The organism is Isoptericola haloaureus, from assembly GCF_036689775.1.
In the GTDB taxonomy this organism is placed as follows: domain Bacteria; phylum Actinomycetota; class Actinomycetes; order Actinomycetales; family Cellulomonadaceae; genus Isoptericola; species Isoptericola haloaureus.
In genome coordinates this window covers 286,938-305,935 of sequence record NZ_JBAGLP010000110.1, presented here as the reverse complement: position 1 = coordinate 305,935, position 18,998 = coordinate 286,938, and the positions used below count along the sequence as shown (strand labels likewise).

General features: G+C 73.9%; 17 protein-coding genes. 11 read left to right on the top strand and 6 right to left on the bottom strand.

Going from position 1 to position 18,998, the window contains the following annotated elements:
• On the bottom strand, positions 1 to 339 hold the full coding sequence (locus tag V5O49_RS05255) for a WhiB family transcriptional regulator (protein ID WP_278237528.1): 339 nt from the start codon (positions 337 to 339) through the stop codon (positions 1 to 3).
• 175 nt (positions 340 to 514) lie between these two features.
• Here V5O49_RS05255 and V5O49_RS05250 point away from each other — a divergent pair, with 175 nt between their 5' ends.
• Positions 515 to 1,243: a TIGR03089 family protein gene (locus tag V5O49_RS05250; RefSeq protein WP_332901299.1), complete on the top strand. Its 729-nt coding sequence runs from the start codon at positions 515 to 517 to the stop codon at positions 1,241 to 1,243.
• 22 nt (positions 1,244 to 1,265) lie between these two features.
• On the opposite strand, the gene V5O49_RS05245 is transcribed toward V5O49_RS05250, so the two are convergent.
• Positions 1,266 to 2,573, bottom strand: coding sequence for a UDP-glucose dehydrogenase family protein (locus V5O49_RS05245; RefSeq protein ID WP_332901298.1), 1,308 nt, complete (start codon positions 2,571 to 2,573; stop codon positions 1,266 to 1,268).
• A gap of 160 nt (positions 2,574 to 2,733) precedes the next feature.
• Here V5O49_RS05245 and V5O49_RS05240 point away from each other — a divergent pair, with 160 nt between their 5' ends.
• The 3 genes from V5O49_RS05240 to V5O49_RS05230 all read left to right on the top strand — a co-directional run bounded on the left by V5O49_RS05240 (position 2,734) and on the right by V5O49_RS05230 (position 7,639).
• Positions 2,734 to 4,854: an N-acetylmuramoyl-L-alanine amidase gene (locus tag V5O49_RS05240; RefSeq protein WP_332901297.1), complete on the top strand. Its 2,121-nt coding sequence runs from the start codon at positions 2,734 to 2,736 to the stop codon at positions 4,852 to 4,854.
• 75 nt (positions 4,855 to 4,929) lie between these two features.
• Entirely contained in the window at positions 4,930 to 6,264 is a 1,335-nt protein-coding gene (locus tag V5O49_RS05235; protein ID WP_332901296.1) for an LCP family protein, read from the top strand.
• A gap of 4 nt (positions 6,265 to 6,268) precedes the next feature.
• Positions 6,269 to 7,639 carry an LCP family protein gene (locus V5O49_RS05230; RefSeq protein WP_332901295.1) on the top strand — a complete coding sequence of 457 codons (1,371 nt, stop codon included), beginning with the start codon at positions 6,269 to 6,271 and terminating at the stop codon, positions 7,637 to 7,639.
• A gap of 61 nt (positions 7,640 to 7,700) precedes the next feature.
• Here the strand turns inward: V5O49_RS05230 and purE are convergent, their stop codons facing one another.
• Both purE and V5O49_RS05220 read right to left on the bottom strand, forming a co-directional pair.
• Positions 7,701 to 8,222 (bottom strand): 5-(carboxyamino)imidazole ribonucleotide mutase, encoded by a 522-nt coding sequence (gene purE / locus V5O49_RS05225; RefSeq protein WP_332901294.1) that lies wholly within the window; start codon positions 8,220 to 8,222, stop codon positions 7,701 to 7,703.
• Positions 8,222 to 9,451, bottom strand: coding sequence for a 5-(carboxyamino)imidazole ribonucleotide synthase (locus V5O49_RS05220; protein WP_332901293.1), 1,230 nt, complete (start codon positions 9,449 to 9,451; stop codon positions 8,222 to 8,224). Before V5O49_RS05220 ends, purE begins: the two co-directional genes overlap by 1 nt.
• Before the next feature lie 45 nt (positions 9,452 to 9,496).
• Between V5O49_RS05220 and V5O49_RS05215 the strand changes: the two genes are divergently transcribed.
• Positions 9,497 to 9,982: a GtrA family protein gene (locus tag V5O49_RS05215; RefSeq protein WP_278235171.1), complete on the top strand. Its 486-nt coding sequence runs from the start codon at positions 9,497 to 9,499 to the stop codon at positions 9,980 to 9,982.
• 2 nt (positions 9,983 to 9,984) lie between these two features.
• Here the strand turns inward: V5O49_RS05215 and V5O49_RS05210 are convergent, their stop codons facing one another.
• Positions 9,985 to 11,331 (bottom strand): ATP-binding protein, encoded by a 1,347-nt coding sequence (locus tag V5O49_RS05210; protein WP_278235172.1) that lies wholly within the window; start codon positions 11,329 to 11,331, stop codon positions 9,985 to 9,987.
• A 6-nt stretch (positions 11,332 to 11,337) separates the two neighbouring features.
• Entirely contained in the window at positions 11,338 to 12,024 is a 687-nt protein-coding gene (locus V5O49_RS05205) for a response regulator transcription factor (RefSeq protein ID WP_278235173.1), read from the bottom strand.
• 143 nt (positions 12,025 to 12,167) lie between these two features.
• Here V5O49_RS05205 and V5O49_RS05200 point away from each other — a divergent pair, with 143 nt between their 5' ends.
• The 6 genes from V5O49_RS05200 to V5O49_RS05175 all read left to right on the top strand — a co-directional run bounded on the left by V5O49_RS05200 (position 12,168) and on the right by V5O49_RS05175 (position 18,941).
• Complete coding sequence (locus V5O49_RS05200) at positions 12,168 to 13,487, top strand: sensor histidine kinase (RefSeq protein WP_332901292.1); 1,320 nt, start codon at positions 12,168 to 12,170, stop codon at positions 13,485 to 13,487.
• Positions 13,484 to 14,155, top strand: coding sequence for a response regulator transcription factor (locus V5O49_RS05195; protein WP_332901291.1), 672 nt, complete (start codon positions 13,484 to 13,486; stop codon positions 14,153 to 14,155). Before V5O49_RS05200 ends, V5O49_RS05195 begins: the two co-directional genes overlap by 4 nt.
• Before the next feature lie 40 nt (positions 14,156 to 14,195).
• Positions 14,196 to 14,906 (top strand): hypothetical protein, encoded by a 711-nt coding sequence (locus V5O49_RS05190; protein ID WP_332901290.1) that lies wholly within the window; start codon positions 14,196 to 14,198, stop codon positions 14,904 to 14,906.
• Between the two features lie 20 nt (positions 14,907 to 14,926).
• The gene (locus tag V5O49_RS05185) at positions 14,927 to 15,325 is read left to right on the top strand and encodes a PPOX class F420-dependent oxidoreductase (RefSeq protein ID WP_332901289.1); all 399 of its coding nucleotides are present in this window, start codon (positions 14,927 to 14,929) and stop codon (positions 15,323 to 15,325) included.
• Positions 15,326 to 15,525: 200 nt separating this feature from the next.
• Positions 15,526 to 16,368: an ABC transporter ATP-binding protein gene (locus V5O49_RS05180; RefSeq protein ID WP_405001140.1), complete on the top strand. Its 843-nt coding sequence runs from the start codon at positions 15,526 to 15,528 to the stop codon at positions 16,366 to 16,368.
• Positions 16,368 to 18,941, top strand: coding sequence for an ABC transporter permease (locus tag V5O49_RS05175; protein WP_332901288.1), 2,574 nt, complete (start codon positions 16,368 to 16,370; stop codon positions 18,939 to 18,941). Before V5O49_RS05180 ends, V5O49_RS05175 begins: the two co-directional genes overlap by 1 nt.
• Positions 18,942 to 18,998 lie beyond the last annotated feature (57 nt).

The following is an 18,998-nucleotide window of genomic DNA, read 5'->3' as shown; positions in this document are numbered from 1 at the left end:
TCAGACGGCGCGCCGCTTGAGCTTTCGCCGTTCCCGCTCGGACAACCCTCCCCAGATCCCGAAACGCTCGTCGTTCTCGAGCGCGTAGTCGAGGCATTCCGACCGGACCTCGCAGGAGGCGCAGACCTTCTTGGCCTCGCGCGTGGACCCGCCCTTCTCCGGGAAGAAGGCTTCCGGGTCGGTCTGGGCGCACAGGGCGCGCTCCTGCCACCCCAACAGGGTCTCGTCCTCGGCGACGATCTCCTGGCCGAAGAGCGGAAGGACCGGAGCGACCCGGTCCGGTTCCTGACGGACGTCAGACGGGAAGGCCCCCTGGTCCCCGTCGAGCAAATTCCACATGGCGTGCCCCTCCATGCCGTTCTCGAGGAAACTGCATACCTGGAATTACACGCGTGTCACGACGGGGCGTCAAGCCGAAATGTGCTAGGCAGCACAATTCCACGACCTGTTCACCCGTGTCTGAGGCAACGTTGAGGTACCTCTGAGGTTGCTGGGCGCCTCGTAGGGTGACGGGGTGAGCACCCCACCCACCACCGTGACCGGCCTCCTCGCCCGACTCGCCGCGCTCGGCGGACGCCCCGCCCTGACGTGGTATGGCGACGACGGCGAACGGATCGAGCTGTCCGGCGCCGTCCTCGACAACTGGGTCGCCAAGACCGTGAACCTCCTCGCCGAGGAGTTCGACGCCGAGCCCGGCAGCACCGTCGTCGTCGACCTGCCCGTCGGGTGGCGCCAGCTCGTCTGGGCGCTGGCCGCCGCACGGTGCGGGGCCGGGGTCGTCCTGCTGGACCCGACGACGGACGCGCCCGGGCACGCGGGGGCGGACGTGGTGGTGACCTCCCGCCCGCTCCGGTGGCCGGACGTCGACGAGATCGTCGCCGTCGCGCTGCCCGCGCTGGCCCGCCGGTTCGACGGCGAGCTGCCCGACGGCGCGATCGACGCGGCGGCGGCGGTGATGACCTACGGCGACGTCATCGGCCTCGACCCGGCCCCCGGTGCCGCGACACCGCTGACCCTCCTGACGGGGGACGGTGATCCGTCGGCGTCGACGGACGCGGACGCGGCGGGTCGTGTCCTGGTCCGGGGCACGGGCACGGTGGCGCAGGTCCTGTCCGCGTGCGTCGCCGTGTGGTCCGCCGGCGGGTCGGTGGTGCTCACCTCCGTCGCGACAGCGGCCGCCCTGGACGCCGACCCGGCGCGCCGCGAGCGGCTCGTGGCCACGGAGCAGATCACGCGGCCCTGACCCGGCCGACACCGGGCAGCGCTCACCTCCGGCCGAGGGCGCGGTAGGTCCAGCCGGCGTTGAGCCACGTGTCGCGGTCCAGGGCGTTGCGCCCGTCGAGGACGTGGGGGGCGGCGACCAGGGTCGCGGCCCATTGCGGGTCGAGGTCCTTGTAGTGCTGCCACTCGGTCAGCACCAGGACGGCGTCGGCTCCGGTCAGCGCGGTCTCCAGGTCGGGCTCGTAACGCAGCGCGGGGGCCTTGCGGCGGGCGTTGTCGATGGCCTGCGGATCGTGGACCACCACGTCCGCGCCGGCCTCGCCGAGGCGTGCCGCCACGTCTAGTGCGGGTGAGTCGCGCACGTCGTCGCTGTTCGGCTTGAACGCCGCCCCCAGCACCGTCACCCGCTTGTCGGTGACCTCACCGTCCAGGACCTGACCGGTCAGCTCGACCATCCGGTGCCGACGCCGGGTGTTGATCTCGTCGACCTCCCCCAGGAACGCCACCGCCTCGCCCGCGCCGAGCTCGTCGGCGCGGGCCATGAACGCCCGGATGTCCTTGGGCAGACACCCACCCCCGAACCCGAGACCGGCGTTGAGGAACTTGCGCCCGATGCGCTCGTCGAACCCGATCGCGTCGGCCAGCCGGGTCACATCACCCCCGGCGACCTCGCACAGCTCGGCCATCGCGTTGATGAACGAGATCTTCGTGGCCAGGAACGAGTTCGCCGCGACCTTGACCAGCTCCGCGGTCGCGTAGTCCGTGACCACCTGCGCGATCCCCTCGGAAAGCGGGGTCGCGTACACCTCGTCCAGCACCCCGGCCGCACGCACCCCGGCCTGCCCCTCCGGGACGCCGTACACGATCCGGTCCGGATGCAGGGTGTCCTTGACGGCGAAGCCCTCGCGCAAGAACTCCGGGTTCCACACCAGCGTCGCGCCCGCGGCCTCGACCTGGGCGGCCAGCCGCGCCGCGGTCCCCACCGGCACCGTGGACTTGCCCACCACCACATCACCCGGGCTCAGGTGCGGCACCAGACCCGCCACCGCCAGCTCCACGTACGTCAGGTCCGCCGCATAGCCGTCCGCACGCTGCGGCGTGCCCACGCACACGAAGTGCACCCGAGCATCCTCCACCGCCGCCGTCTCGGTCGTCACCGACAGCCGGCCCGAAGCCCCCACCTGCGCCAACAGCTCGTCGAACCCCGGCTCGAAGAACGGCGCCCGACCCGAGGCCAACGACTCCACCCGCGCCTCGTCCACGTCCACACCCACGACCTGGTGTCCCAGCGAGGCCATCGAGGCCGCGTGCACCGCGCCCAGATACCCCAGCCCCACCACGGAGATCCGCATGAACGCGAGTCTAGGTCGCGGCTCGCCCGCGGAGCGGGCGTCCCGATGGCCACCCGGTGAACACTCGTCGGCCATCCCACGCAGGTCCGACATTCCCGGTGTGGGACCCATGACCGGGTCGCCGATGCGCGTGCTTCGGGCGACACATACCGTCTCTCTCGTGACACCCGCCACACGTGCAGGCCGGCGGACCGCCGTGACCGTCCTGGTCGGCCTGCTGTCGTTCTCGCTGGTCGCCGTCCCCGGGGCACAGGCCGTCCCCGCGTCCCCGGGCGCGGTCGCCGCCGACTCCTCCGACGACGCCGGAGCACCCGGCGCAGCGCACGACAGGTCGGCGGAACCGGTCGAGGCCACGACCGAGACGACCGGGTTCTCCCCGGCAGCGCCGGCTGCCGGCGGTTCGCCGGCCTCGCCACGAGCGCAGGACGCCCCGCGGGCGCGGGACTCCGCCGGGCCGCCGGACCGGCCGGAGCACGCCGGCGTCCCGCTCGAGGCGACCTCGGACGTCACGGGGTTCGGCGTCGTGGGCGTCACCTGGTCGAGCCCGGTCGCGCACGACGCCCTCGTGGTCGAGGTGCGTACCTCCGACGACGCCGGTGCCGCGCCGGACGACGACGGCGCGTGGAGCGCCTGGGAGCGGGTCGACGTCGAACCGTCGCCGCGCGGGGACCTGGACGGGACCGAACCCGTGGTCGTCGGGGAGGTCGCCCGGGTACAGGCCCGCGTCTCGGGCCCGTCCGCCGGCGCGGTCCGCGACCTGGGGCTCACCGTCATCGACCCCGGCACATCCCCGGCCGACGACGACGTCCCCGTGCCCTCCGAGGAGACCTCGCCCTCGGGACGGGCCGTGGCCGCGGCTCCCGTCCCGGACCGTCCCACGATCGCCTCGCGCGCCGCCTGGGGTGCGGACGAGTCGATCATGACCTGGACGCCGCGCCAGGGCGACGTCGGCGGGGCCGCGATCCACCACACGGCCGGCACGAACTCCTACAGCGAGAGCCAGGTGCCCGGGATCCTCCGCGGCATCTACTCGTACCACGCCCAGACCCGCGGGTGGGGCGACATCGGCTACAACTTCCTCGTCGACAAGTTCGGCCGCATCTGGGAGGGCCGGGCCGGCGGTGTCACCCGGGAGACCGTCGGGGCCCACGCCCGCGGGTACAACAGCGGCTCCACCGGTGTCAGCGTGCTGGGTAACTACGAGACCGCCACCGTCTCGAACGCGGCCGTGAGCGCCGTCGTCCGCCTCGTCGCCTGGAAGCTCGCTCTGCACGGCGTGGCCGCGGACGACTCGATCTCCATCGCCGGCACGCCTCTCGCCGCCGTGTTCGGCCACCGTGACGTCGGCTCGACGGCGTGCCCCGGCCGGACCCTGTACGACCGGTTGGGCGAGATCCGGCGGCGTGCCCGAGCCCTGCAGGATGTGGCCGCCCGGCCGGACCTGAAGGACGGCACATTCGTCGCACGCCCCGACGGCACCGTCGCCATGGTCGAAAGAGGACGAAAGCACGTCGCCTGGTGCGGTGTCGTCCGTGCCTTCGGTGGCCGGTGCGCGGACGCCGTCGCGGTCTCTTGGAGGGAGTGGAACGCACTCGAGCCCGGCAAGAGGTTGCGGAAGACGGTCGAGACCCACGACGGACGAGTCTTCCGGCTCGTCGACGGCAAGAAGAAGGAGACCTTCGACGAGGCGGCGCTCGCTGAGAGCGGGCTGGGGACCAAGCGGACGCGCCTCCACGCGAGCGCCGTCGAGGACGTGCCGTACGGCTGGCCGATCGTCAGGCCAGGCGTCGTGGTCGTCAACCGGGCCACTGGCAATCATCGACTCGTCGTGACGGGCTCTCGCCACGGCTACGTCAACCGATGGCTGCACGAGAACTCCATGGTCGGTCAGCTGGACCACGGTGGGCTAGACCGTGGCAGCGTGCGTCGGATGCCTGGCGCAGCCAGGACGACCGGCGTGGTCCAGCGCCGCAACGGCCGCAGCTTCGTCCTGACGCAGCGTGGACTGCTGCGGATCGACCGGACGGGCGATCTGCACGGCTCGGCCACGACCCAGCACTGGGGCTACGCGCTGATGCAGTCCGTCCCCCGACTCCGGGGCGCCCCGGAGCTGGTGGCCCTCCGCAAGAAGGGCAGCGGCCAGATCTACGTCCTGGAGGACGGGCTGCGCCGCCCCGTCTCCAAGCAGCGACTCACAGAGCTGAACGGCGGGCAAAAACCGCGTGTCCACGTCATCCTCGGCGTGACGCAGCGACAGTTCCCCATCGGTCCGTCGCTGTAACTCTCACAGGACCTCTACGGGAGCGGCCCGTCGGGATCGCAGGGACGACGCCAACGGCATCTATGCTCGCCTATCGTGAAGCATCCGCCACCCCGACACCTCGCGCCGCCTCCCGGCCCGTCGCTGCCGGCGCACGCGCGGGCGCTGCCTCGCACCTCGATGCTGCGGATCGTCGGTCTCGTCACGACGGCGGTCCTCGTGTTCGTCGGTTTCGGCGTCGCGACCGCCGCCGTCAACCTGACCGGCAACATCGACGCCGTCGACGCCGAGGAGGCGCTCGGGACGGACCGTCCCGAGAAGGTCGCACCGGAGGACCCGTCGGCTGGTGAGCCCCTGAACATCCTCATCCTGGGGTCCGACTCCCGCGACGGCAGCAACAGCGAGGCAGTCGACGACGGGACCGAGGGCGCTCGGTCCGACACCACGGTCGTCATGCACCTCGCCGCAGACAGGTCCCGCGTGGAGCTCATGTCGATCCCCCGCGACACGACGTCCGACATCCCGGCCTGCCCCACGTCGAGCGGCCGGGAGACGCCGCCCCTGTACGGCGTGAAGTTCAACGCGGCCTTCGCTCAGGGAGTCTCCTACGGCGGGGACGTCGAGTCCGGGGCGCTCTGCACGATGAAGACCGTCGAGTCCATGACCGACGTCCGGCTCGACGGCTTCGTCGTCGTCGACTTCTCCGGTTTCGAGGGGATGATCGACGCGCTGAACGGCGTCGATCTGTGCATCCCGAACGACATCTACGCCCCCAAGGCGGGCGGCCTACGTCTGGATTCCGGGGTACAGACGCTCGACGGGTCCACGGCCCTGCAGTATGCCCGCGCCCGCACCGGTGAGGGTCTGGGGGACGGATCGGACATCGGGCGGATCGGTCGTCAGCAGGAGCTGATGGCAGCCCTGGCCAGGACGGTGCTGTCGCAGAACCTGCTGACCAACTCCCCGCAGCTGCTCCAGTTCCTCGACGCCGTCACGGGATCGCTCACGATGAGCAGCAATCTCGCGTCGATCCAGGGACTCGCCGGTCTCGCGTACAGCGCCCGCGACGTCCGCCCTGACACGATCGCCTTCATGACTGTCCCCTGGCAGTACGACCCGTCGAACCGCAACAACGTGGTCCTCGTCGACGAGGCGCAGCAGGTCTTCGACAACCTTCGCAACGACGTCCCGTTGAGCGACGTGTTCGACCCCGCGCCGGCGTCGGACGACGACACGTCGACGGGGAACCCAGGCGCCGATGGCGGCAGGACCTCCGACGAGCCCGACGCGTCGACCGACGAGGAGACCGGTCCTGCGGAGTCGGGCTCGGAGGCCGACGAGCCCCCGGACACCAACCCGTCGCCCACCGAGACCCGGGACCCGCGCGAGGAAGCCTTCACCGGGGCCGACGTGACCGCGGTGTGCGGGTGATCGCATGACGGACGAACGACGCATCCCCCCGAGCTTCACCCCGGCCGGAGGCCGCAGCGCCCGCCCGGCCGCGACGAACGACGCCATCTCGGTCGGCGGCTCCGACCGCACACCGCGCCCCACGGGCCGGGTCGGCCGACGGGACGACGCGGTGCCGATGGAGAGCCGCGAGCCCCGCGTCCGCCGGCAGTCCTCCCGGGAGATCCCCGTGACGCCCCCGCGTCGCTCCGCCGCGCCTCAGCGCCAGCCGCGCGCCTATCCGCCCGGCGGTACCGAGCGGTCCGCCCGGCCCGCGTCGCACCCCCCGGCAGGGCGGCAGCAGGCGGCCGCGCCCCAACAGGGGACCGCCCGTGCAGCCGCTCCGCCCCCGCGCCGCACTCCCCCGCCCTCGGGCCCGCCCGCCGGCTCCCGGACCGCCGGGGGCGACGACGGCTTCCGCGTGCGCAAGGGCCGCGTCGCGGTGCTGGTGCTCGCCATGGTGCTCGTGCTGCTGCTCGCCTGGCCGATCGGGCTGGTGGTCTGGGCCAACGGCAAGATCCAGCACACCGAGGCCCTGTCCGACGCCTCCGGGACGCCGGGCACGACCTACCTGCTCGCGGGGTCCGACGCGCGCGGGTCCGGCGGTGTCGCCGACGGCACCGCGGGCGCCCGCACGGACACGATCATGGTGCTGCACGCACCGCGCAGCGGGCCGACCGCCCTGATCTCGATCCCGCGCGACACCTATGCGGAGATCCCCGGGGAGGGCGCCAGCAAGATCAACGCGGCCTACGCCTGGGGCGGGCCGCCGCTGCTGGTGGAGACGGTCGAGGGCCTGACCGGGATGACCGTCGACCACTACGCGGAGGTCGGGTTCGGCAGCCTCGAGGAGATCGTCGACGCGGTCGGCGGCGTCGAGCTCTGCTACGACCGGACGGTCCAGGACGAGAAGAGCGAGCTCGACTGGGAGGCGGGCTGCCACGTGTCCGACGGCCAGACGGCCCTCGCGTTCTCCCGCATGCGGTACTCGGACCCGCAGGGGGACATCGGACGTGCCGAGCGGCAGCGCCAGGTGATCGCCGCCGTCGCCGGGAAGGTGGTCCAGCCCAGCGTGCTGCTCAACCCGATCGACCAGGTCCAGCTCGTGGAGGCCGGCACCGACGCCCTGCTCGTCGACGAGGACACCGGCATGCTCGACCTGGGCCGGCTGGCGCTGGCGTTCCGCGACGCGACGGGGCCCGAGGGCGTGACCGGCACCCCGCCGATCGCCGACCCCGGCTACAACCCCGGCAACGGTGTCGGTTCCACGGTGCTGCTCTCGGACGACGCCGACCAGTTCTGGTCCGACGTCCTCTCCGGCGACCTCGAGCCCGGCAGCACGGTCGGCGGCCTCTGACCCGCAGGGCGCGCAGCGCCCGTGAGCGCGACCGCGCCCCGGGGGCCCGCCACCCGACCGCTCAGCGACCGGAACGCGAAGCGCGCAGCCGCGCGCCCTTCTCCTGAGCCACCTCGCGCAGCCCCTCCTGGAACTCCACCATCCGCTCGCGCAGCGCGAGGGACGCGGCGTCGGTGCCGGCACCGAGGATCTGGGCGGCCAGCAGCCCTGCGTTGCGGGCTCCGCCGATGGAGACGGTCGCGACCGGCACCCCGGCGGGCATCTGCACGATCGACAGCAGCGAGTCCATGCCGTCCAGGTGCTTGAGCGGCACCGGGACCCCGATGACGGGCAGCGGCGTGACGGCGGCGAGCATGCCGGGCAGGTGCGCGGCGCCGCCGGCGCCGGCGACGATGACCCGCACGCCCCGGTCGGCGGCCCGCCGGCCGTAGTCGATCATCTCGGTCGGCATGCGGTGGGCGGACACGACGTCGACCTCGCAGTCCACGCCGAGCTCGGCCAGCGCGTCGGCGGCGGCCTCCATGACGGGCCAGTCGGAGTCCGACCCCATGACGATGCCGACGGCGGGTGCGGTGTCGCTCATCAGTTCTCCTGCTCCTCGGAGGTCTCGCCGCGCAGCAGCGCCGCGGCGGCGCGGGCACGGCGGCGCACCTCGTCCAGGTCGTCGCCGCAGACGTTGACGTGGCCCAGCTTGCGGCCCGGGCGGATGCCCTTGCCGTACAGGTTGACGTGCGCGTCCGGGAACCGCTCGCCGACGGCCGGCAGCGCGTCGGTGAGCCGCTCGAGGGACGAGCCGAGCACGTTGGCCATGACCGTCCAGCCGGCCACCGGCTCGGTCGAGCCGAGCGGGAGGTCCAGGACGGCCCGCAGGTGCTGCTCGAACTGGCTGGTGACGGCACCGTCGATCGTCCAGTGCCCCGAGTTGTGCGGACGCATCGCCAGCTCGTTGACCAGGACGTGCGGGGCGCCGTCGGGCCCTGCCGCCTGGAACATCTCGACGGCGAAGACCCCGGTGACGTCCAGACCTTCGGCGATCCGCACCGCGACGTCGCGTGCCTCGCGGGCGAGGTCGGCCGACAGGTCCGGGGCCGGGGCGACGACCTCGGCGCAGACGCCGTCGCGCTGGATCGACTCGACCACGGGCCACGTGCGCACCTCGCCCGAGGGCCGGCGCGCGACGAGCACGGCGAGCTCGCGGGTGAACGGCACCTTGTCCTCGACGAGCAGCTCGGGGCCGCCGTCGCGGTGCGCGGCGATCCAGTCGTCCGCCGCGTCGGCCGCGCCGACGACCCGGACGCCCTTGCCGTCGTACCCGCCGCGGGCGGTCTTGACGACCGCCTCGCCGTCCGCCGTGTCGGCGAGGAAGGCCGCCAGCGCGGTGCGCGCCGCCGCGGGCTCGCTCGGCAGGGCGGCCCAGCGCGGGCAGGGCACGCCGAGGTCGGTGAGCCGACGCCGCATGACGATCTTGTCCTGCGCGTGCACGAGGGCCTCGGGGCCCGGGCGGACCGGGGTGCCGTGGTCGATGAGGTCGGCGAGCAGCGCGTTCGGGACGTGCTCGTGCTCGAAGGTGAGCACGTCGGCACCGGGCCGGCCGTCGGCCGGGGCGATGAGGTCGCGGATCGCCGCGTCGTCGGACGCCGCGCCCACCGGGGCGTCGACGACGACCTGCGCGGCCGAGGTCGTGGGGTCCTCGACCAGGACGCGCAGGTGCACGCCGAGCTCGGCGGCCGGGGGCGCCATCATGCGCGCCAGCTGGCCGCCGCCGACGACGGCGACGACGGGGGGTGCGGGGTGCGGGGCGGCGGAAGTCACGGACGACGAGGATACCGTCCCGCGCCGGGCGATAGGCTGACGGCCATGTCCCCGTCGGCCCCCGCCCCCGCCTCCGTCGGGCGACCCGTGTGGCCGGTCCGGCTCGTGGCCGCGCTGTGGCGGCGCCGGCTCGAGCTGCTGCGCTTCGGCACCGTCGGAGGCGTGGCGTTCGTCGTCGACTTCACGCTGTTCAACCTCATGACGCACGGGCCGGTGGACGTCCTGGCCCACAAGCCGGTGACGGTCAACATCATCGCCACCGGCGTCGCCACCCTGGTCTCCTGGGTGGGCAACCGGTACTGGACGTTCGCCACGCGCCGCACCCGGCACCGGGTGCGGGAGCTCCTGGAGTACGGGGCCGTGAACGTCGGCGGCATGGCGATCTCCTCGCTCTGCCTGGCCGTCTCCCGCTACCTGCTGGACCTGGACTCGGTGCTCGCCGACAACACCGCCAAGGTGGTCGGCCTGGTCCTGGGGATGGTGTTCCGCTACGTCCTGTACCGCACGGTGGTGTTCCGCGGCGACGGCTGACGTCAGTCCTCGTGGTGGTGCAACCAGCCGCGGCGCCGTCCGCGCGACGAGATCGTGGTCCCCGGCGGCAGCACGACCCGCGGGTCGAGGGTGCGTGGCACGCCGGAGAGGAAGATCCGGAAGACCGGTGGCCGCCGCTGCGCCAGCTCCAGGCGTCCGCCGTCGGCCGCCACGAGGTCACGGGCCAGCGCGAGGCCGAGACCGGTGCTGCCCCCCGTGGAGGCTCCCCGCTCGAAGATCCGCGGGGCGATCTCGTCGTCGACGCCCGGCCCCTGGTCGGTGACCTCGAGGGCGACGGCGTTCTTCGGCCCCGAGGGCTTCGACCGGATGGTGGTCGTCCCGTCGCCGTACTTCAGCGAGTTCTCCAGCAGGGTGGCGATCACCTGGGCCAGGGCTCCCGGCGTGGCGAGCACCCGGTGGTCCTCGGCGACGTCGAGCACGAGCTCGCGGCCCGCCCCCGCGAAGGTGTCGGCCCACTCCTCGTGCTGCTGGCGGACCACGTCCAGCAGGACCACGGCCTCGGTCGTACCGCCCTGCGAGCGGCGCGAGGTGGCCAGCAGGTCGTCGACGACGGTGACGAGCCGTTCCACCTGCTCCAGCGACACCCGTGCCTCGTCCACGACCTCCTCGTCGGTGGAGGTCAGCATGATCTCCTCCAGCCGCATCGACAGCGCCGTCAGCGGGGTGCGCAGCTGGTGGGACGCGTCCTGGGTGAACTGGCGCTCGGCGGCCAGCCGGCCCGCCAGGCGGTCCCCGGACCGGGCCAGCTCGGCGGCGACGAGGTCGATCTCCTCCACGCCGGAGGGGTCCAGGCTGGGCCGGACCTGGCCCGAGCCGAGCTGTTCGGCCGACGCCGCCAGGTACACCAGGGGCGCGGAGAGCCGGTTCGCCTGCCACACGGCCATCGCGACCCCGGCACCGATGGCCACGACCCCGGCCACGACGACGAGGGCGACGATCTGGGCGGCCTGGATGTAGGCGCCCCGGGCGGACACCTCGAAGGAGATCCAGGCGCGCCCGCTCTCGGTCTGCCGCGCCTTGACGACGACCGGGTCGGCCATCTCCTCGCCGTAGGTGAGCTGCTCGCCGCTGGGCAGGCTGACGGTCACGCGGGCCGGCAGGTCGCCCTCGCGTCCCTCGGCGGCGCGCTGCAGCTGGTCGTCGGTGGGCCGTTCACCCCGTTCGACCGCCCGCGACACCGTCAGGGTGAAGGCGTCGAGCCGGTCGGAGATCCGCTGCTCGGCACCGGCGACGACGTAGCGCGCGCCGAAGATGCCCAGCGGGACGCCGAGCAGGATCACCGCGACCGCGACCGCCGAGATCGTCGCCTGCAGGACGCGACGACGCACGGTGCCTCAGGCCTGCTGACCGAGCTCGAAGCGGAAGCCGAGACCTCGCACGGTCGAGATGTAGCGCGGCGCGTTCGCGTCGTCGCCGAGCTTCCGCCGCAGCCAGGACACGTGCATGTCCAGCGTCTTGGTCGAGCCGACCGGGTCCGAGCCCCACACGTCCCGCATGAGCGTGTCGCGCACGACGACGGAGCCCGCGTTGCCCACGAGCACCTTGAGCAGGTCGAACTCCTTGGTGGTCAGGTGCAGCTCGCGGTCGCCCTGGAAGGCACGGTGCGCGGAGACGTCGACGCGCACGTCCTGCGCCCGCATCTCCTCGTCCTCGGTCGCCTCGCCGTGCGTGCGCCGCAGCAGCGCCCGCACCCGTGCGAGCAGCTCGGCCAGCCGGAACGGCTTGGTGACGTAGTCGTCGGCGCCGGCGTCGAGCCCGACCACGAGGTCGACCTCGTCCGCGCGCGCGGTCAGCACCAGGATCGGCGTGGACAGGCCGCGGCCGCGGATCTCCCGGGCGACGTCGAGCCCGTCGACGTCCGGCAGGCCGAGGTCGAGGACCACGATGTCCGCGTCCCCGGCGTGATCGATCGCTCCTTGACCTGTTCCTTGCACGACGACGTCGTAACCCTCACGAGAAAGGGCCCGCGCCAAAGGCTCGGCAATTGCCGGGTCGTCCTCGGCCAGCAGTACGTGGGTCATTCCCTCATGCTAGCGGCAATACCCCTGCGCACGGCACGTCGGACACGACGGTGAGATCGCCCTCGGGTGGCATGTCGCGATCCGTCGCACTTCCGACCCGAGGGGGACGCCCCGACGTCCCGCACCTGCCTAGGGTAGCGAGCATGGGCTGGTCAGGACGGGTGAACCGGTGGTTCGAGCACCATCGGTTCCTCGTCGACGCCGTCGGCGCCGCGGTCCTCGCCCTCGTCGTGCTGCTGACGGCCACCGACCTGTCGGGGAGCGACCGCGGTCCCGCCGTCGTCGCCTGGTCCGTGGCCCTGGTCGTCCCCCTCGCCTGGCGACGCACGCACCCGGTCGCCTCCGTCGTCGCGGTCTACGCGATCGCGCTGGCCCACCTCGTCTCCGGGCTGCCGCTGCTGCTGCCCGGGGACCTCGCGGTGCTCGCCGCGCTGTGGGCGGTCACGGTCTACGGGCCCCGGTGGGCCCACGTCACGGCGATCGTCTCCGCCGTCGCCGGCTGCTTCCTCCTCGGTCCGGTGCTGGTCCTGCAGGGCGCCTGGTTCTCCGGGCTCGCGGACACCCTCGGGATCAGCCTGTTCTGCTCGACCGTCGCGCTGGCCGTGTGGGCGCTGGCGCTGGTCCGCCGCTACCGGCGGGTCACCGTCGAGGCGCTGCGGGACCGCGCCGGACGGCTCGAGGTCGAGCGCGACCAGCAGGCCCGGATCGCCACCGCCGCCGAACGTGCCCGCATCGCCCGCGAGATGCACGACATCGTGGCCCACTCGCTCTCGATCGTGGTCGCCCAGGCCGACGGCGGCCGCTACGCGGCCTCGTCCGACCCGCAGGCCGCCGTGCGCGCCCTCGACGTCGTGTCGGAGACGGGGCGCGCCGCGCTGGCGGACATGCGCCGCCTGCTCGGCGTCCTGCGCGACGACGACGGTCACGTGGTCCGGGCGCCGGCCCTGTCGGGCGCCGGGCCGGCACCGGGCGAGGGCGGGCCCGCGACACGGTCCGGGGCCACCGCACCGCCGTCGTCCCCGGCGCCGCTGGCCCCGCAGCCGGACGACGCCGAGCTCGACGGCCTCGTGGCGCAGTCCCGCGAGGCCGGGATGCGGGTGTCGCTGGTGCGTGTCGGGACGCCGCGCCGGCTCCCGCCGGGAGCCGGGCTCACCCTGCACCGGGTGACTCAGGAGGCCCTGAGCAACGTCCGCAAGCACGCCGGTCCGCAGCCGCGCGTGACGGTGGTGCTGCGCTGGGAGGCGGAGGCGGTGACCGTCGAGGTGTCCGACGACGGCCGGGGGGCGGCGGCCCTGCCCGGCACGGACGGCTACGGGCTGCTGGGCATGCGCGAGCGCGCCGCCGTGTTCGGCGGCTCGGTCACCGCCGGTCCCCGACCGGGCGGAGGGTGGCGGGTACGGTTCACGATGCCGGTCCCCGCCTCGACCGCGGGGACGTCCGACGAACCCGAGGAGCAGGCATGACGGCACCGATCCGGGTCGCCCTCGTCGACGACCAGCAGCTCGTGCGCGCCGGGCTGCGCATGGTCATCGACTCCCAGGACGACCTGACCGTCGTCGTCGAGGCCGCCGACGGCGCGCAGGCGCTGCGGCTGCTGGCCGACCACCGCGTCGACGTGGTGCTCATGGACGTGCGCATGCCCACCATGGACGGGCTCACGGCCACCGCCCGGCTCACGGCGTCCCCGGACGCGCCGACGGTGGTCGTGCTGACGACCTTCGACCTCGACGAGTACGTCCTGGAGGCGATCCGCGCGGGGGCGTCGGGCTTCCTGCTCAAGGACACCCCGCCCGAGGAGCTGCTCGCCGCGGTCCGGACGGTGCAGCGCGGCGACGCCGTCATCGCGCCGTCGTCCACCCGCCGGCTGCTGGAGCACCTCGTCACCGCGCTGCCGGCGTCGTCCGCCCCCGCCCAGCACGCGGCCCTGGCGGCCCTGACCGAGCGCGAGCGCGAGGTGCTGGTCCTCATGGCGCGCGGGCGGTCGAACACCGAGATCGCGGCCGACCTGTTCGTCGCCGAGGCGACCGTCAAGACGCACGTCGGGCGGGTGCTGGCCAAGCTGGGCGCCCGGGACCGCGTCCAGGCGGTGGTGACCGCCTACGAGACCGGGCTGGTGCGGCCCGGCGCCTGAGCGGCGCCGCGCCGGGCCGGCTGCCTCTACCCTGGGTGCCGTGTCCCGCCAGTCCCCCGTCGAGCGCGGCTCCTCCGTGACGGAGGAGCCGTCGACCGAGCAGACCCGGCAGACCCCGCGGGCCGAGCAGACAGAGACGGCAGAGCAGGCCGAGCCGGCCGAGCCGGCCGAGGAGCGCTGGGAACGGCGGTTCGCCTGGCCGGTGATCGTCGCGGCCCTGGCCTCCGTGCCCGCCGTCTGGCTGACCCTGCTCTCCGAGCCCTACGCGACGGTCGGCACCGTCGGCAGCCTGCTCACCGGTGCCGTGCTGCTCGCGGAGACGGTCGTGCTGTTCGCGGTCTCCGGCGACAAGCGGCGGTGGGTGTGGCAGCACCGGTGGCTGGTCGTGGTGACGCTGGCCATCGTGGTCTCGGCGGTGCTGGCCGTCGGCCCGACCCAGCTCCTGCGGCTGGTGCGGGCGGTCGGTGCGCTGCGCCTGCTGCGCGCGCGCCACATCGTCCGGGCCGGCCGGCGGGTCATGGACCACTCCCGGCTGGACAAGAGGTGGGAGCGGGTCCTGACCGGGGTGATCATCGCCGTCGTGGCCGCCTTCGTGGCCGTGGTCCTGGCCGACCCGACGTCGCAGAGCCGCGTCCTGCTGGAGAGCCTCGTCGGCGGTCCGACGTACGTGTGGCTCGTCCTGCTCGCCGGCCTGCTGCTGTCGGCGGCGGTCTTCGTGCTGGTGCGGGCCCGCCTGCGCGACGACGGCTGACCACCCCGCAGAATGGACCGATGGCGACCACTCCCCTGAAGCCCGAGACCGTCGAGCTGCTCCGCCGTCCGAACCCGGCCGTCATGGCCACAGTGACGCCCTCCGGGGCACCCGTGTCGGTGGCCACCTGGTACCTCTGGGACGACGACTCGCAGCGCGTCCTGCTCAACCTCGACGCCGGCCGCGCCCGCCTGCGGCACCTCGAGCACGACCCGCGGGTCTCGCTGACGGTGCTGGACGCGAGCTGGTACCACCACGTGAGCCTGCGCGGCGAGGTCGAGCTCGTCGACGACCCGGACCTGGCCGACATCGACCGCCTCGCCCGGCACTACACCGGCAAGCCGTACGCCGTCCGTGACAACCCCCGGGTGAGCGCCTGGATGACGGTCACCTCGTCCCATCTCTGGCCGCCGCGCTGAGCCGAGGCCCTCCGGTCCCCCGCCGCGTCCGGGGGAACCCGGAGGGCGCACGGGGTCCAGGTCATCCCTGAGGATGACCTGGACGCCCGCCGGGACCAGCCTCCGGGCCGACGACGCCGCGGCCGGCGCTCCGTAGCGTCGGTGCTGTCATCGCGCTCCCCGCCGGGAGCCGCCAGCACCAGACATGCGGAGAGCATCCCGTGGACACCACCGTGTACGTCCCGATCGACGACGGCGCCCCCGGCGCCGTGGCCACCAGCGACCAGACCCCTGCGGTACGCGCCCGGGCCCTGACGAAGACCTACGGCACCGGCCAGGCGCAGGTCCGCGCCCTGGACGGCGTCGACGTGGACTTCGCGGCCGGCCGGTTCACGGCGATCATGGGGCCCTCCGGGTCGGGCAAGTCCACGCTCATGCACCTGCTGGCCGGCCTCGACAGCGCCACGAGCGGGCAGGCGTTCCTCGGCTCCACCGACGTGACCGCCCTGGGCGACAAGGACCTGACGAGGCTGCGCCGCGACCGCGTCGGGTTCGTCTTCCAGCAGTTCAACCTGCTGCCGATGTTCACCGCCGAGCAGAACATCACTCTGCCCGTCGAGCTCGCCGGCGGGAGCGTGGACCGTGCCTGGTTCGACACGCTGGTGACCACGCTCGGGCTGTCCGAGCGCCTCACCCACCGCCCGAGCGAGCTGTCCGGCGGCCAGCAGCAGCGCGTCGCCGTCGCCCGTGCGCTCATCGCCCAGCCGGAGGTCGTCTTCGCCGACGAGCCCACCGGCAACCTGGACTCCCGCGCCGGGGTGGAGGTCCTGAGCTTCCTGCGCCGGTCCGTGCGCGAGCTGGGCCGCACGATCATCATGGTCACCCACGACCCGACGGCCGCCGCGTACGCGGACCGGGTGGTCCTCATCGCCGACGGCCGCATCGCCGGGGAGATCTCCGACCCGACCCCGGAGGCCGTGCTCGCCGGGCTGGACGCGCTGCGCTCCCTCGAGGCCCCGGTGACCGGGACCCCGTCCGACGACGGCACGCGGGCGGGTGCCTGATGCTGCGGATCACGCTGGCGCAGATGCGCCGCAGCGCGGGCCGGCTCGCCGCCGCCGGCATCGCGATCGTCATCGGCACGGCGTTCGTGGCCGCCACGCTGCTGGCCTCGGGCGTCATCACGCGCACGACCTACGACTCCATCGCCGCGCAGTACGGCGACGCCGACCTGGTCGTGGGCGCCACGACGGACGACCCGCTCGACGTCGACGCGCTGGCCGCGACCGACGGCGTCGCGGCCGTGGCGCCCGTGACGTCCACCTACGCCGAGCTGACCGACGGGGCCCGCTCGGTCTACCAGAGCGTCGTCCCCACCGCCGACGAGCGGCTCATGCCCCTCGAGGTGACCGAGGGCGCGATGCCGTCCGCCGCCGACGAGATCGCCCTGCCCGCCGACGTCGCCGACCGGCTCGGCGTCGGCGTCGGTGACACGGTCGACGTCCAGCGCGACGTGACCGGACAGGACGGATCCTGGGAGCAGGTCGCCGAGTCCCCGACCGTCGTCGGGCTGCTGGACGACCCGTACGGGGCGTACGCGCAGACCGGGGGTGCCGCCGTCGTCGACCCCGCGACGTACACGACGTGGCAGACCGAGGCCCGGGGCGAACCGGTCGCCGTGACCGAGGCCGCCGTCGTCGTGGCGGACGGCACGGACGTGGCGGCGACGCAGGCCGCGCTCGCCGAGACCGTCGGCGGCTCCACGAGCACGGACGCCCCCCGGTGGGTGGTCACCACCGACGAGCGGGCGGCCGAGTCCGCCGCCGAGCTCACCGGCGGCCAGGACCTGATGTTCCTCGTGTTCGTGCTGACGTTCGCGGCGATCGCCCTCGTGGTCGCCGGGCTGGTCATCGCCAACACGTTCCAGGTGCTGGTGGCCCAGCGGGCCCGCACCCTGGCCCTGCTGCGCTGCGTGGGGGCGGACAAGGCGCAGGTCGGACGCGGCGTGCTCACCGAGGCCGCGATCCTCGGCCTGGCCGCCTCGGTGGCCGGCGTGCTGCTCGGCACGGTGCTCGGGCAGACGGCCCTGTGGGTGGCCCACGCCCTGGACGTCCCCGTGCCGCTGCCGGACACCGTCACGCTCACCTGGCAGGTCGTGGTGGTCCCGGTGCTGGTCGGCACCCTGGTCACCGTCGGTGCCGCACTGGTCCCCGCCCGGGTCGCGACCCGGGTGGCACCGCTGGCCGCGCTGCGTCCGGCCGACTCCCCTACGATGGCGCGTCGGGCCGGGAAGGTCCGTCTGGTGCTGTCGCTGCTGGCCACCGTCGTCGGCTTCGGGCTGCTCGGCGCGGGCGCCGCGCTGGGCACGGCCTGGCAGGAGCCGACGCTCGGCCTGCTGGCCGGGATCGCCGGCGGTGCGCTGTCGTTCGTCGGCGTGGCCGTCGGGGCCGTCTTCTGGCTGCCGAAGGTCGCCGCGGCGGCCGGGCGGCTGGTCGGGGCCTCGGGTCCGACGGCGCGGCTCGCGGCCGCGAACACGCTGCGCAACCCGCGGCGCACGGCGACCACGAGCACGGCGCTGCTCATCGGCGTGACCCTCGTGGCGATGATGACCACGGGGGCCGCGAGCGCCCGGACGTCGCTGACGGCGGCGCTGGACGAACAGTTCCCGGTGGACGTGGTGGTCACGTCGGCGGAGTACGGCGCCGGCGGAGAGCAGGCGGCGCTGGCGGACGAGCTGCGGGCCGACGTGGCCACCGTGAACGGCGTCGGTGCGACCACCGACGTCTCGGAGATCCTGGTGCAGGCGACGTCCGGCGCCGGGTCGGTCGCGAACTGGCTGCCGCTCACCGCCGTCGACCCGGCAGCCGGCGCGGAGGCGTTGAACTCCCCGGACGTCCTGGCGGGCCTCGAGCCGGGCACGGTGCTCGTCGGTCACGACCAGGCGCAGGACCTGGGGCTGGGCTCCGGGGACTCCGTCGAGCTGACGGACACCGACGGCGCGACGGAGCTCTCGGTGGCGGTCGGTGCTTCCGGCTCCACGAGCTACCTGACGACCGAAGACCTGGCGGCGCTGTCCCCGGACGCGCCGGTGACGGGGATGTACCTGGCGCTGGACGACGACGTGGACGCCGCGTCCGCCGTCGGCGCGATCCAGGACGTCGTGGCGGACTCGGGCGAGTCGGCCCAGGTCACCGGCGTCGCGTCCCAGCGCGCCCTGTTCGACCAGGTGATCGACACGATGCTGGGCATCGTCGTCGGGCTGCTCGCGGTGGCCGTGGTCATCGCCCTGATCGGGGTGGCGAACACGCTGTCGCTGTCGGTCATCGAGCGGCGCCGCGAGTCCGCGACGCTGCGCGCGATCGGGCTGTCGAAGGCCCAGCTGCGCGGCATGCTCGCGATCGAGGGTCTGCTCATCGCCGGTGTCGGCGCGGTGCTCGGCGTCGTGCTGGGCCTGGTCTACGGGTGGGCCGGCGCCGCGGCGGCGCTCGGGATCATGGGGGACGTGGCGCTCGCGGTCCCGTGGCTCGAGGTGGGCCTGGTGCTGCTGGTGGCGCTCCTGGCCGGCCTGGTCGCCTCGGTGGCGCCCGCCCGCACGGCGCTGAAGGCGCCCCCGGTGGAGGCGCTCGCCACCGAGTAGCCCGAGCAGCCCGAGCAGCCCGAGGAGCCCGAGCGCTCCAGCCCGGCCGCGAGATCG